This window comes from Sphingopyxis sp. SCN 67-31 (assembly GCF_001725095.1).
Genome location: NZ_MEFH01000080.1, coordinates 15,520 through 29,162, shown reverse-complemented (window position 1 = coordinate 29,162; position 13,643 = coordinate 15,520). Strand labels below are relative to the sequence as shown.

General features: G+C 68.1%; 13 protein-coding genes and 1 pseudogene. 7 read left to right on the top strand and 7 right to left on the bottom strand.

Going from position 1 to position 13,643, the window contains the following annotated elements:
• A partial coding sequence (parC, locus tag ABS88_RS17010) for a DNA topoisomerase IV subunit A (RefSeq protein WP_286750188.1) occupies positions 1-1,951 on the top strand: 1,951 nt, incomplete at its 5' end.
• Positions 1,952-2,010: 59 nt separating this feature from the next.
• Positions 2,011-3,717, top strand: a pseudogene (locus ABS88_RS17005) (putative bifunctional diguanylate cyclase/phosphodiesterase).
• Here ABS88_RS17005 and ABS88_RS17000 read toward each other — a convergent pair.
• The 4 genes from ABS88_RS17000 to ABS88_RS16985 all read right to left on the bottom strand — a co-directional run bounded on the left by ABS88_RS17000 (position 3,681) and on the right by ABS88_RS16985 (position 6,758).
• Entirely contained in the window at positions 3,681-4,892 is a 1,212-nt protein-coding gene (locus ABS88_RS17000; protein WP_076076473.1) for a CCA tRNA nucleotidyltransferase, read from the bottom strand. The pseudogene ABS88_RS17005 and the gene ABS88_RS17000 sit on opposite strands and share 37 nt — an antisense overlap.
• Entirely contained in the window at positions 4,889-5,479 is a 591-nt protein-coding gene (locus tag ABS88_RS16995) for a CoA pyrophosphatase (protein ID WP_067185582.1), read from the bottom strand. Before ABS88_RS16995 ends, ABS88_RS17000 begins: the two co-directional genes overlap by 4 nt.
• Entirely contained in the window at positions 5,479-6,090 is a 612-nt protein-coding gene (locus ABS88_RS16990) for a DUF1285 domain-containing protein (RefSeq protein ID WP_076078055.1), read from the bottom strand. The genes ABS88_RS16995 and ABS88_RS16990 overlap by 1 nt, the downstream gene beginning before the upstream one ends.
• Before the next feature lie 164 nt (positions 6,091-6,254).
• Positions 6,255-6,758, bottom strand: a complete 504-nt coding sequence (locus ABS88_RS16985) for a GNAT family N-acetyltransferase (protein ID WP_104959801.1) — start codon at positions 6,756-6,758, stop codon at positions 6,255-6,257.
• Between the two features lie 89 nt (positions 6,759-6,847).
• On the opposite strand from ABS88_RS16985, the gene ABS88_RS16980 reads away from it, so the two are divergent.
• Positions 6,848-7,219, top strand: coding sequence for a dihydroneopterin aldolase (locus ABS88_RS16980; protein ID WP_104960363.1), 372 nt, complete (start codon positions 6,848-6,850; stop codon positions 7,217-7,219).
• Complete coding sequence (locus ABS88_RS16975) at positions 7,216-7,983, top strand: SDR family oxidoreductase (protein ID WP_076076480.1); 768 nt, start codon at positions 7,216-7,218, stop codon at positions 7,981-7,983. Before ABS88_RS16980 ends, ABS88_RS16975 begins: the two co-directional genes overlap by 4 nt.
• Before the next feature lie 33 nt (positions 7,984-8,016).
• Here the strand turns inward: ABS88_RS16975 and ABS88_RS16970 are convergent, their stop codons facing one another.
• Both ABS88_RS16970 and ABS88_RS16965 read right to left on the bottom strand, forming a co-directional pair.
• Entirely contained in the window at positions 8,017-9,459 is a 1,443-nt protein-coding gene (locus tag ABS88_RS16970) for an NAD-dependent succinate-semialdehyde dehydrogenase (RefSeq protein ID WP_104959802.1), read from the bottom strand.
• A 160-nt stretch (positions 9,460-9,619) separates the two neighbouring features.
• Positions 9,620-10,219 carry a TIGR02466 family protein gene (locus ABS88_RS16965; RefSeq protein ID WP_076076485.1) on the bottom strand — a complete coding sequence of 200 codons (600 nt, stop codon included), beginning with the start codon at positions 10,217-10,219 and terminating at the stop codon, positions 9,620-9,622.
• 46 nt (positions 10,220-10,265) lie between these two features.
• Between ABS88_RS16965 and ABS88_RS16960 the strand changes: the two genes are divergently transcribed.
• Together ABS88_RS16960 and ABS88_RS16955 are read left to right on the top strand one after the other, a co-directional pair.
• Complete coding sequence (locus tag ABS88_RS16960) at positions 10,266-11,198, top strand: SMP-30/gluconolactonase/LRE family protein (RefSeq protein ID WP_104959803.1); 933 nt, start codon at positions 10,266-10,268, stop codon at positions 11,196-11,198.
• 17 nt (positions 11,199-11,215) lie between these two features.
• Entirely contained in the window at positions 11,216-11,899 is a 684-nt protein-coding gene (locus ABS88_RS16955; RefSeq protein WP_419964901.1) for a VIT1/CCC1 transporter family protein, read from the top strand.
• A 170-nt stretch (positions 11,900-12,069) separates the two neighbouring features.
• Here ABS88_RS16955 and ABS88_RS16950 read toward each other — a convergent pair whose 3' ends face one another.
• Positions 12,070-12,453, bottom strand: a complete 384-nt coding sequence (locus ABS88_RS16950; protein WP_076076493.1) for a DUF488 domain-containing protein — start codon at positions 12,451-12,453, stop codon at positions 12,070-12,072.
• A 53-nt stretch (positions 12,454-12,506) separates the two neighbouring features.
• Here ABS88_RS16950 and ABS88_RS16945 point away from each other — a divergent pair, with 53 nt between their 5' ends.
• Entirely contained in the window at positions 12,507-13,610 is a 1,104-nt protein-coding gene (locus ABS88_RS16945) for a DUF2855 family protein (RefSeq protein ID WP_076076495.1), read from the top strand.
• Positions 13,611-13,643: the final 33 nt, after the last annotated feature.

Here is a 13,643-nt window from a genome sequence, read left to right as displayed (position 1 = left end):
CGGCAACATCGACGGCGATAACGCCGCCGCCTATCGCTATACCGAGGCGCGGCTGACGCGCGTCGCGATCGACCTGATGCAGGGGCTCGACGAAGGCACCGTCGATTTCCGCCCGACCTATAACGGCGAGGACGAAGAGCCGGAGGTCATGCCGGGTCTCTTTCCCAACCTGCTCGCCAACGGCGCGAGCGGGATCGCGGTCGGCATGGCGACGAACATCCCGCCGCACAACGCCGCCGAGGTGATCGACGCCGCGCTGCTGCTGATCGACAATCCGCGGGCCGAACTCGCCGAGTTGCTCGCCCATGTGAAGGGGCCCGACTTCCCGACCGGCGGCATCATCGTCGACAGCGCGGAAACCATCGCCCACGCCTACCAGACCGGCCGCGGCGGTTTCCGCGTCCGCGCGCGCTTCTCGACCGGCAAGGATGCCGATGGGCGCTGGGAGGAAAGCGGGATCGAGAAGCAGGCGGGCGGCACGTGGCAGCTCGTCATCAGCGAGATTCCCTATGGCGTCGCCAAGGGCAAGCTGATCGAGCAGATCGCGCAGCTGATCGCCGACAAGAAGCTGCCGATCCTCGAGGATGTGCGCGACGAGAGCGCCGAGGACATCCGCATCGTGCTGGTGCCCAAGAGCCGCAACGTCGACCCGGAGATATTGAAGGAAAGCCTGTTCCGGCTGACCGAGCTCGAAAGCCGCTTCGCGCTCAACCTCAACGTCCTCGACGCGACGCGGACGCCCAAGGTCATGGGGCTGCACCAGCTTCTGACCGAATGGCTGCAACACCAGATCGTCGTCCTCGTCCGCCGCGCCAAGCATCGCATCGGCAAGATCGACGACCGGCTCGAACTGGTCGGCGGCTATCTGATCGCCTTCCTCAACCTCGACCGGATCATCGAGATCATCCGCACAGAGGACGAGCCCAAGCCGGTGATGATGGCCGAATTCCAGCTGACCGACCGGCAGGCCGAGGCGATCCTCAACATGCGGCTGCGCAGCTTGCGCAAGCTGGAGGAAATGGAGCTCAAGCGCGAGCAGGCGGACCTGACCGCCGAACGCGAGGAACTGGTGAAGCTGGTCGAAAGCCCGGCGCGCCAGCGCACGCGGCTGAAACGCGACCTCGCCGCGCTGCGCGCCGTCTATGGTCCCGACACCGCGCTCGGCGCGCGCCGTACGACGCTGTCCGAAGCGGCGCCGGCACGCGACATTCCGCTCGACGCGATGATCGAAAAGGAACCGGTGACCGTCATCCTCTCGAAGCGGGGATGGATCCGCGCCCAGCGCGGCCATGTCGCAGAAGGCCAGTGGGGCGACTTCAAGTTCAAGGAAGGCGACGAGCTCGCCTTCGCGGCGCACGCGCAGACAACCGACAAGCTGCTCGTCGCGGCGAGCGATGGACGCTTCTATACCATCGGCGCCGACAAGCTGCCCGGCGGGCGTGGCTTCGGCGAGCCGTTGCGGCTGATCGTCGACATAGACCCCGACGCGCATATCGTCGCGCTGATCCCGGCACAGGCCGACGGACGCCTGCTGCTCGCTTCGACGAGCGGCCATGGCTTCGTCGTCCAGATGGGCGACGTGATCGCCGAGACGCGCAAAGGGCGCAACGTCGTCAACCTGAAGCCCAAGGCGCAGCTTGCGGTCGTCCGCCCGATCGGCGCCGGCGACGACAGCATCGCCGTGGTCGGCGAGAACCGCAAGCTCGTCGTCTTTCCGATCGCCGAGGTGCCGGTGATGGGCCGCGGCCAGGGCGTGATGCTGCAACGCTATCGCGACGGCGGGCTGTCCGACGCGACGACCTTCGTCTTTGCCGAGGGGCTGAGCTGGACGATGGGCGGCGACAGCGGCCGCACCCGCACCGAAACCGACGTCGCGCCGTGGCGCGTCGCGCGCGGCGCGGCCGGCCGGATGCCCCCCACGGGCTTCCCACGTAACAATCGTTTCGCCTGATTGTAATTTCCTGTTGCCGTAAATAGCTTCTTTACTCCCCATCCGATAGGCTTCGGACAATGGGGAAAGGTCGCATCAAACCCTTTATCATGCCTATTGATCGAACCGGCGACGACCGGCCCTCTTTGTTTGTCGGCTGGATCGACGCGCTGCCGGTTCCGGCAGCGCTAATCCGTCCGCTCGACCGCGGCAATTTCCGCCTGCACGCCAGCAACGCGGCATTCGACCGACTCGACCTGTCGTCCACCGGCGCGAGCACGCCGGTCGAGTTGCGCCGTGCCGTCGAGCAGGCGGCCGAAGGATATGGCGCCCAGGAATTTTCCTGTCGGCTGGGCGAAGGCGTGGCGGCGCGCGACCTGCGCGGCTCGATCGGCCCGCTGACCGACGAGACCGGCGATACGTCGCTCTACCTGCTGACGCTGATCGACCGGACGCAGGAAATGATGACCGAGCGCAACCTGCGCCGCGAACTCGTTTCCGACAGCCTGACCGGCCTGCCCAACCGCGCCGGGTTCGAGGAACTGGTCGAGCAGCGCATGACCAGCGACGGCAGGGCGCATCATGTCATCCTGCTGCTCGACCTCGCGCGGTTCAGCCGGATCAACGAGCATATCGGGCCGCTGGCCGGCGACGAGCTGATCATCACCGTCGCGCGGCGGCTGAAATCGAGCCTGCGCAGCGGCGACATATTGGCGCGCAGCGGCGGCGACGAGTTCGCAATCTCCTCGCGCCTGACGGGCGGCCGGACCGACGTGCGCGAAATGGCGCGGCGCATCCGCGGCTGCTTCGACCATCCGTTCCGCATCGGCGACCTGAAGGTCAGCGTCGATTGCGCGCTGGGCTGCGCGATCCAGGCGGCGACCGACACCGATGTCGCCGACCAGATCCGCCAGGCCCAGATCGCCCTGAAGCGCGCCAAGCAGACCGACCGCATCGAAATCTACGAACCCGAAGCGGCGATGCTGTCCGACAATCGCTTCGGGCTCGAGACCGAGTTGCGCAAGGCGATCGAGGAGGATCGGCTGCGCCTCGACTTCCAGCCGCTGGTCGAACTGGCGACAGGCAAGGTCGCGGGCTTCGAGGCGCTCGCACGCTGGAGCAACAGCGAGGGCGCGATCGTCCCGCCAGCAGAGTTCATTCCGATCGCCGAGGATTCGGGGTTGATCGTCCCGCTCGGCCAATGGGCGATCGGCAAGGCCTCCGCGGTGCTCGCCGAATGGGACGAGCGCAACGGCGGCCGGCCGGTCGATTGCTATTTTTCGGTCAATGTCTCGGCCATCCAGCTCGTCCGCGACGATGTCGCAGCGGTGGTGCGGGGCGCCCTCGCCCAGAACGGCATCGGCGGCGAGCGCCTGATGATCGAACTCACCGAAAGCGCGATCATCGGCGACCCCGACCTAGCGCTGTCGGTGCTGCGCGAGCTCAAGGCGCTGCACGCACGCGTCGCGATGGACGACTTCGGCACCGGCTATTCGAACCTCGCCTATCTGCAGCGGTTGCCGCTCGACGTGCTCAAGATCGACCGCAGCTTCGTCGAGCATATGGTCGACGACCGCGACAAGGTGGCGATCGTCCGCACGATCTAGAGCCTTGCCGAGGCCCTGCACATGAAGACCACCGCCGAGGGGGTCGAAACCCCGGACCAGGCGCGGCTGCTGTCGGCACTGGGCTGCGATTTCGGCCAGGGCTTCCTGTTCGCGCGGCCGATGGAGGAAGATGCCGCCTTCGCCTATTGGCGCCGCTCGCTCGACCGTCCGATTTTCTGATCGACCAGCTCGGCGACGCGCGCCGGGCCGGGAAAATCCTCCGCGATCCAGTCGCCCTCGACCGCCTTCAGGATGCGCGCGACCTCCGGCCCCGCTGCGATGCCCCGCGCGACGATGTCGCCGCCCTTCACCGGCAGCACCGGGTTCGTCCAGCCGGCCAGGCCGCGCACCGCCGCCACCGCCTGCGCGCGGTCGCCCGCGAGCAGGTGCACGTCGCGCGCCGCCTCGACCCCGATGCGATAGGCGAGTTGCCGCACCGGCTGAAGCGGCCCGCCGCGATGCGCGGCAAGCGCGGCCAGATGCTTGCGCTGCCGCGTCGACAGCCGCAGCCGGCTCGCCACCTGTTCGGCCACCGCAGGATCGGTGGGCAGCAGGGCCGCAAACCGGCGCAGCGCATCGGGCGTGGCGCCCACAGCGCCTTCGTTCGCCAGCAGGCGGTCGAGCGCCGCCTCCGCACCGGCATCGGCCTCGGGCAGCAGCACCGCGAAAATGCCGTCCGCCCCCATCTGCCGCACGATCGGCCGGGGGTCGGGCAGCGCCAATATCCGGGTCAGCTCGTCCGCGATCCGCTCGCGCGACAGGCTCTTCAGCGACTGGCGCGCCGCGACGACCGCGGCATGGCTTGCCGGATCGAGGTCGCCATGCCCGAAACGCGCCGCGAAACGATAGAAACGCAGGATGCGCAGATGATCCTCGGCAATCCGCATCGCGGCGTCACCGATGAAGCGCACCCGCCCGGCCGCAAGGTCGGCGAGCCCGCCGAACCAGTCTTCGACGCCTCCCGTCACCGGATCGGCATAGAGCGCGTTGATCGTGAAATCGCGTCGCGCCGCATCCTCGCGCCAATCGTCGGCGAAGGCGATCGTCGCGCGCCGCCCGTCGGTCTCCACGTCGCGGCGCAGCGTGGTGATTTCGTGCCGGTCGCCGCTCGCGATCGCCGTCACCGTGCCGTGCGCGATGCCGGTCGGGATCACCTTGATGTCGGCTGCCTCCAGCCGCCGCGTCACCTCCTGCGGCAACAGGGGGGTCGCGAGGTCGATGTCGGTGACGGGGTGGCCGAGCAACGTGTCGCGCACCGCGCCGCCGACGATTTTCACCGCGTCGGCGCCCAGCGCCGCGACGATGCGCGCCAACCCCTCGCGGCCGCGCCACTCCGCATCGGGAAGCACCGTCATCGGTGCCAGCCCGGCGGCAGACGCCGCGCGAGGTTGACGATGATGTCCGCGGTCACGCCCCAGATCCGCCGCCCCTGCCAATGCATGTCGTAGTAGCGGCGAAGCTGCCCCTGCCAATGCGCCTGCTGCCGTTCGTAATTGGCGGGGTCGAAGAGGACATCGAGCGGCACCTCGAACCACGCCTCGACCTCGTCGGGATTGGGGTCGAGCGGCAGGTCGGGCGGGATCACGCCGAGCACGGGCGTGATATGATAGCCGCTGCCCGACCGATAGGCGTCGGTGGTTCCCGCCACCATCACGTCGCGGCGATGCAGCCCGATTTCCTCCTCGGCCTCGCGCAGCGCGGCGTCGACGACGTCGCGGTCGCCGGGATCGACCTTGCCGCCCGGAAAGGCGACCTGCCCGGCATGGGCGCGCAGCCATTGCGGCCGCTGGGTCAGGATCACGCCGGGATCGGGCCGATCGGTGAAGGCGACCAGCACCGCCGCATCGCGCAGCGGGTCGCCGCGCTGGAGCAGATAGCCCTCGTCCTCGCCGGTATCGGGCAGCAGATTGTCGAGCGCATCGCGCAGCTTGTCGGAGAGCATCAGGGAGTCCCGCCCCCGTCCCCGGCCCCGCCGTCGACCAGCGGAAAACGGACGCCGTCGGACCAGATCGCGGGGTCGCCTTCCGCCTCGGCCAGCGCCATCCCGACGATCTCGTAATAGAGGGCGCGGTCGATCCGCGCTTCGAGCCCGTTGCCGATCGTTCCGCGCACGTGCAGGCGGGGATCGGGATGACCGGGATCGCGGCCAAAGGTCAGCGGATGCTGCGGCCCCGCCATGACGAGGTCGTCGGTGTCGAGCCGAAAGACGAGCCTGCGCCCCTCCCCCGTGCCTTCACTCTTCATCTCGACCGCGCGGAAGGGCGTATCCTCGACCGCGATGGCCAGCTTTTCGGCGGGGGTGACGAGGACGTGGCTTCCGTCGGGTTCGCGCCGCAGGATGGTGGAGAAAAGCTTCACCATCGCTGGCCGCCCGATCCGGCCGCCCTCGTGATACCAGCTTCCGTCGGCGCGAATCTCCATCGCGCTGTCGCCGCTGCGTTCGGGATGCCACTGTTCGACCGGCGGCAGCTTGCGCGCCGCGAGCAGGTCCGCCGCCTCGGCAAGCGAGAGCTGCGAGAAGGCCTTGGGAAGCGAAGGCGCGGGGCTGACCATATCCCCGACATAGGAGGATGGGCGGTCGGTGCAACCCATGCCGTCGTCATTGCGAGCCCGGCATAGCCGGGCGCGGCAATCCAGAGCGCCATAAACCATGGCAGCTTTGGCACGCTCTGGATTGCGTCGTCGCTACGCTCCTCGCAATGATGAATCAGGTCGACTCAGCGCGGCCCGATCATCCCCGCCGCGATGGGCAGGCCATGGCCGTTGACCGCCCGCGCCAGCAAGCGCCGCCGCTCGAACGGGCCAGGCAGGTCCCACGCCCCCGTCGCCTCCGCCGTGAAATCGAAGAAGCGGCCGTAATATTCGGGATCGCCGATCATCATCAGCGCGCTGTCGGCCTGGCTTTCGGCCGCCTCCAGCATGCGCGCCATCAGCGCACGGCCGTGCCCCCCGCGCTGGATGTCGGGGCGCACCGCGACGGGTCCGACCATGATCAGCGGCGTCGCCGTACCGCCCGGCGCGCGGTGCGCGACCGGCCAGCACTGAATCGTGCCGACCAGTCCCTTGTCGTCGACCAGCGCGAAACTGAGCGCTGGGACCGCGGCCATGCCCTCGCGGATGCGATAGGCGGTTCGTCCAAAGCGGTCCGCTCCGAAAGCGGCGTCGAGCAGATGCTCGACCGCCTGCGGTTCGATTTCGGACAAAGGAAGAAACTCGACCAACGCGCACCCTTTCGCTAATGCGGCGGCGCTTTAGGGTCCGGGGTCGGCATTGCAAAGCCGAATATCGGTCCGACGAACAGGAATTTCTTGTGACCGATCAATTGTGGCTCGAAGTCGACGGGCTGACCGTCCAGGTTCTGACCGGCATCTATTCGGAGGAGACGCACCTGCCGCAGCCGCTGCGCATATCGGTGCGCGCACGGCTGGGAATCGCCGATCATTACGAGCCGACGACACCGCTGAGTGCTTCCAAGAATTATATGCACCTGAAATTCGCGGCGACCGACGGCATTCCCAAGGACGTGCATTTCGTGCTGATCGAAAGCGTCGCCGACCATATCATCGACACGCTGTTCCTGCAGGACGAGCGCGTCGAGGAGGTCGAGGTCAAGATCGTCAAGCTGGCGATCGCCGAGGACGGCGAACGGATCGGCATCACCATGCGGCGGGCGCGACCGTGACGGACGCGCCGCTCGCCCTCGTCACCGGTGGGCTGCACCGGATCGGCGCGGCGATCGCGGCCCGGCTCGCACGCGAAGGCTATGCGCTCGCGATCCACAAGCGCAGCCCGGGACCGGCCGATCCGGCGCTGGCCGCGGCGATCGCCGAGACCGGCGCCGAATGCCGGCGCTTCCAGGCCGATCTCGCCGATCCGGGCGCGACCGAATCGCTGGTGCCGGCGGTGATCGAAGCCTTCGGCCGGGCGCCGTCGCTGCTCGTCAACAACGCCTCGCTGTTCGCCGAGGGCGAGTGGGAGACGCTGACCGGCGCCGCGCTCGCAGAGGCGATGCAGGTCAATCACCACGCGCCCGTGATGCTGGCGCGCGCCGTGGTGGCGGCTCACGCGGGCCGCGCGCGTCCCGCGATCGTCAATATCCTCGACCAGCGCATCGTCCATCCGGTGCCCGACCAGCTCGCCTACAGCCTGTCGAAGCAGGCGCTGTGGCAGGCGACGGCCACGCTGGCGGTCGCCTTCGGCGGCAAGGCGCGGGTCAATGCGGTCGCCCCCGGCCTGACCCTGCCGACCGAGGATTACAGCGATGCGCAGATGGAGCGCCTCGCAAGGCGGATGCCGCTGGGCGCGCTTCCGACGCCGGAAGAGATCGCCGACGCGGTGGCCTGGCTGGCGCGCGCCGGGTCGGTGACGGGGCAGACGATCTTCGTCGACGGCGGCGCGCACCTCGCGCCGTTCGGGCGCGATTTCGTCAGGCTGGAGCGCGATTGAGACGCCTGACGACCTTGGATTGACCCGCTTCCGTCAACAGATATGCACCGCCTTGGTGACGAGATAGCCGTCGAGCCCTTCGGGCCCGCTCTCGCTGCCGAATCCCGATTGCTTGACGCCGCCGAACGGCAGATCGTGCGCGGAGATCACGAAGCTGTTGATCCCGACCATGCCGCTTTCGATGCCGTCGGCGACGCGATTGATGCGCCGGCCGTTCTCGGTGAAGGCGAAGGCGGCGAGGCCGTAGGGCAGGCGGTTCGCCTGCTCGATCGCGTCCTCTTCGGTATCGAACGAGCGCATCAGCGCCATTGGGCCGAAGGGCTCGTTCACCATCGCCTCGGCCTCGATCGGGACATCGGCGAGCGCGGTCGGCTGGAAGAAATAGCCCTCTCCCATCGCCTCACCGCCGGCGATCACGCGCGCGCCTTTGGCGGTCGCGTCGGCGATCATCGCCTGAAGCGCCGGGGCGCGGCGCGCATTGGCGAGCGGCCCCATCTGCGTGTCGGGATCGAGCCCGTGGCCGACCCGCACCCGCTTCGTCCGCTCGGCAAAGCCGCGCACGAAGGCGTCGTAGATGCCCGCCTGCACATAGAAGCGCGTCGGCGAGACGCAGACCTGCCCCGCGTTGCGGAACTTCTGCGCCACCACCCGGTCGAGCGTCGCCTCCAGATCGCAATCGTCGAAGATCAGCACCGGCGCGTGGCCGCCGAGTTCCATCGTGATCCGCTGCACATGATCGGCGGCGAGCTTCATCAAATGCTTGCCGACCGCGGTCGACCCGGTGAAGCTGACCTTGCGGATCACCGGGCTGCCCAGCAGGTGACGGCTGATCATGTCGGGATTGCCGTAGACGAGTTGCGCGGCATCGCCGGGGATGCCCGCATCGGCGATGCAGCGCATCAGCGCGCCGGTGCAGCCCGGCGTTTCCTCGGGCGCCTTGGCGATCACGACGCAGCCCGCCGCGAGCGCCGGCGCGATCTTCTTCGCCATCAGGTTGACCGGGAAATTCCATGGGGAGAAAGCGGCGACGGGGCCGACCGGCTGTTTCAGCACCATCGCGCGTTCGCCCGCCGGGCGCTGGACGACGCGTCCCTCGATGCGCTTTCCCTGTTCGGCGAAATAGTCGAACAGCCCCGCCGCCGACAGCACCTCGCCGCGCGCCTGCGCGATCGGCTTGCCCTGTTCGAGCGTCAGCAGCGTCGCGATATGATCGACGCGTTCGCGAATCAGCCCCGCGACCTTGTGCATCAGCGCGCCGCGCTCGTCGGGGGTCTTCGCCCGCCACGCCGGCCAGCCGCGCGCCGCGGCGGCGAGCGCTTCGTCGAGGTCGGCGGCGGTCGCCACCGGCAGCTCGGCGATCGTGCCCGCGGTCGCCGGGTCGACGACCGGCCGCGCATCGCGCCCCTCGCCGCCCCGCCATTCGCCCGCGATGAAGAGCTGGAGGTCGGCGGTGTAGTCGGCGCTGGTCGCGGTCATGGAAGGCAGTCCTTTCTTGCGAAATCTTCCATTCCCGTTCGCCTTTGACCGAAATCGCGGTGCTCATGGCGCGGCACGGGGTCGAGAGGCCTCTCGACTTCGCTCGACGCGAACGGGATGGGGAAGATGGTTCAGTAGGCGCCGCCCATATAGGAACGGATCAGCGATAGTTGAAGCTGATACTAATCCGTTCGCTTTTCGCGGCATTCGCCACCACTTCGTGCCGCAGCCAGCTTTCCCACAGGAAAATGCGTCCCGGCGCCGGTTCGGCATAGATGAAGGGATGCAGATGTTCGGGCGCATCGTCGGTCCGCCCCGGCGCCGCCATCAGCATCGGCAGCCGCGGGTCCTCCAGCTTGAGCGCGCCCGACCCCGCCGGAACGGTGACGTAGAAGGTGCCCGAGACGACGCTGTGCGGATGGATATGCCCGCTGTGCGTGCCGCCGGGCTTGAGCACGTTGACCCACAGGCTGTCGAGGCGCAGCGGCTTCGCGAGGTCGAAGTGGCAGGCGCGGGCGAACGCCTTCACCTCGCGGTCGAGCAGGCGCTTGAGGTCGGCGAAGGCGGGGTCGCGCTGCGGCAGATCGTCGAGGCTCGCATAGCTGGTATAGCCGCGGTAGCCGTGCGCGCGGCTCCAGCCGCGCCCCGCGCCGTCCTCTTCGGCGAGCAACCGGCAGCTTTGCTCCAGCTCCTCGAGCAGGTCGGGCGTCCCGATGTCGGCTTCATAGAAATGTGTGGCGAAGAGCGTGCGGACAGGCATTATGGGCGCAAAGCACAGCAGGACCACGAGAGCAAGGGAGAGAGGGATGGCCGAGTTCGAACTGATCGCCGACGGATTGCGCTTTCCGGAAGCGCCGGTGGTGATGGACGACGGCAGCGTGATCGTCACCGAGATCGAGGCGCGGCGGATCACCCGTTGCTGGCCCGGCGGCCGCAAGGAGGTGATCGCGGTCCCCGGCGGCGGTCCGAACGGCCTGGCGATCGGCCCCGACGGCAAGCTCTATTGCTGCAACAACGGCGGCTTCAACTATGTCGAAATGGACGGCTATCTGACCCCGCACGGCATCGCCGACGACTATTCGGGCGGCCGGATCGAACGCATCGACATCGAAACCGGCGCGGTCGAGCTGCTGTACCGGACCGGCGATCACGGCGTCACGCTGCGCGGTCCCAACGACATCATGTTCGACGCGAGCCGGGAAAATGGGGGCGGCTTCTGGTTCACCGACCATGGCAAGGTCGATTATGCAAAGCGCTGCCACGACATCGTCGGCATCTTCTATGCCAAGGCCGACGGCAGCTTCATCGAAGAGGTGATCTTTCCGTCGAACAATCCCAACGGCGTCGGCCTCTCGCCCGACGGGACGAAGCTCTATGCCGCCGAAACCTATACCTGCCGCCTGACCCAGTTCAACATCGTCGCCCCCGGCAAGGTCGCCCCCGACGCGGGACCGGGCGGACCCGGCATCCCGCTCTATCGCCCCGCCGGCTATAAATTCTTCGACAGCCTGGCGATGGAGGCGAACGGCAACATCTGCGTCGCGACGATCGGCGAGTGCGGGATCAGCGTCGTGTCGCCCGAAGGCGAACTGGTCGAATTCGTCGCCACCGACGACATCTTCACCACCAACATCGCCTTTGGCGGCGCCGACATGCAGGACGCCTATCTGACCCTGTCGGGAACCGGGCGGCTGGTGAAGACGCGGTGGGCGCGGCCGGGGCTGAAGCTGCGCTATTGAACCGAAGGATGCCATCCATGCACCACGAGACGCATGCCGTCGGCCGCATCGGCTGGCTGCGTGCCGCGATTCTGGGCGCGAACGACGGCATCGTATCGACCGCCAGCCTGATCGCCGGGGTCGCGGCGGCGGGCACCACCCCGGCGACGATCCTGACCACCGGCGTCGCCGGGCTGGTGGCGGGCGCGATGTCGATGGCGGCGGGCGAATATGTCTCGGTCAGTTCGCAACGCGACGCGGAACGGGCCGATATCGCGATCGAGACGCGCGAACTCGCGGCCAATCCCGACCATGAGCTGGAGGAACTGACGCAAATCTATCAGCACCGCGGTCTCGACCGCGCGCTTGCCGAAGCGGTCGCGGAGCAGTTGACCGCGCACAACGCGCTCGACAGCCATTTGCGCGACGAACTGGGACTGACCGAAGCGGCACAGGCGCGGCCGATCGAGGCGGCCGCCGCATCGGCCGCCAGCTTCGCGATCGGCGCCGCGCTGCCACTGCTCGTCGTGCTGCTCGATTCGGGGTCGTCGCTGCCGTGGACCGTGTCGGGCGCGTCGCTGGCCTCCCTTGCGCTGCTCGGCGCGCTCGGGGCGCGGATCGGGCGAGCGCCGATGCGGCGGGCGGTGACGCGCGTGACCTTCTGGGGCGCCTGCGCAATGGCTCTGACCATCGCGATCGGATCGCTGTTCGGCGCGGGCTGATCTAGAGCGGCGAGCCATAAATCTGCACCGTTTGCCCTGAGCTTGTCGAAGGGCCGTCCTTTCTTTTGAGGCCGTAAGAAGAAGGACGGTGCTTCGACAAGCTCAGCACGAACGGACGAGAAGGCGTTTCAGATTTCATGCACGCCGCTCTAGGTCTGTGACCTAAGACCCTACCGCCGCTCTAGCCATTCGCGCAGCGCGACCGCGTTGTTGTGCGCTTCGTCCTTCGCCGCGAAGAGCAGGGTGACGGGGCCCTTCTTCGCCGCCGCGTCGATCTCCGCAAGCGCGGCCGCCACCTCGTCCCCGCCGGCATCGAGCGCGGCGAAATAGGCGTTGCGGAACGCATGCCATGCGGCATCCGATTGCGCGGCGGCGTGATGGAACTGGTCGCGCAGCGCGTCGCTCGGCGCCAGCGCCTTGAGCCACGCGGTCAGATCCGCCTTTTCCTTCGACACGCCGCGCGGCCAGAGCCGATCGACCAGGAAGCGCGCGCCGTCGCCGTCGTCGGGCGGCGCATAGATTCGCTTGACCGCGATTGTCTGTCCTGTCGGCATCTGCAAGAGTATCGGCCAAATCCGCGCGGCAGGCAAGCAGAGGAGACGAAGCGATGAGCGACGGCTGGGCGATCGACATCGATCGCAGCGACATCACACGGGCGAAGCTGGTCCCCGATCCCGCGGCACCGTTGTCCCCGGGGCAGGTCCGCGTCCGCATCGACAGCTATGCGATGACCGCGAACAACATCACCTATGCGGTGTTCGGCCATCCATCGGGCCTGTTCGGAAACGACCAGGGCTATTGGGATTTCTTCGCCGAACGCAACCGCCCCGGCCGCTTGCCGGTGTGGGGTTTCGCGACCGTGGTCGAGAGCACTGCCGACGGCATCGCGGCCGGCGACCGCTTCTATGGCTATTACCCGATGGCGAGCCATGCCGTGCTGGCCGCCGGCGCCGTCGGCCCCGGGGGGTTCACCGACGTGACGCCGCGCCGCACCACCCTGCCCCCGGTCTACAATCATTATCAGCGGATCGAGGCTTTGGGCGATCACCGCGCCGAGCACCATGATTATTGGCCGGTGTTCCGGCCGCTGTTCCTGACCGGATGGCTGATCGCCGACCAGTTCGAGGACGAAGGCGATTATGGCGCCGCGCAGATATTGATCGCCAGCGCGTCGAGCAAGACCGCGCTCGGCCTCGGCTTCTCGCTGGCGCAGCGGCAGGGACCGCGCCCCGAAACGGTCGGGCTCACCAGCAAGGCGAATGTCGCCGATCTGTCCGCACAGGGCATCTACGACCGCGTGATCGCCTATGACGACATATTGACGCTGAACCCCGCGACGCCGTCGGCGCTGGTCGACATGGCGGGCAATGGCGCGGTGACGCGCGCGGTCCACAGTCATTTCGGCGACCGGCTGAAGGCTTCGATCATCGTCGGCAAGTCGCATTGGGACGCCGACGCGGGGCAATCCGCGCTGCCCGGCCCCGAACGGCAGGGTTTCTTCGCGCCCGGCCGCGTGCAGAAGCGCGTCGCCGACTGGGGCGGCGCGGCCTTTGCCGAGCGGATGGCCGGGGCGTGGCTGGGGTTCATGGCCATCGCGCCGCGCCTCGCCCGCATCGATCGCCGCGCCGGCGGCGAGGCGGCGCTCGACGCCTATCGCGAGATGCTGTCGGGCAAGGCCGATCCGAAGGCGGGGATTCTCGTCACCCCCTGACGCGGTTCGGCGATTATCGCTTTCCAGCGGGCG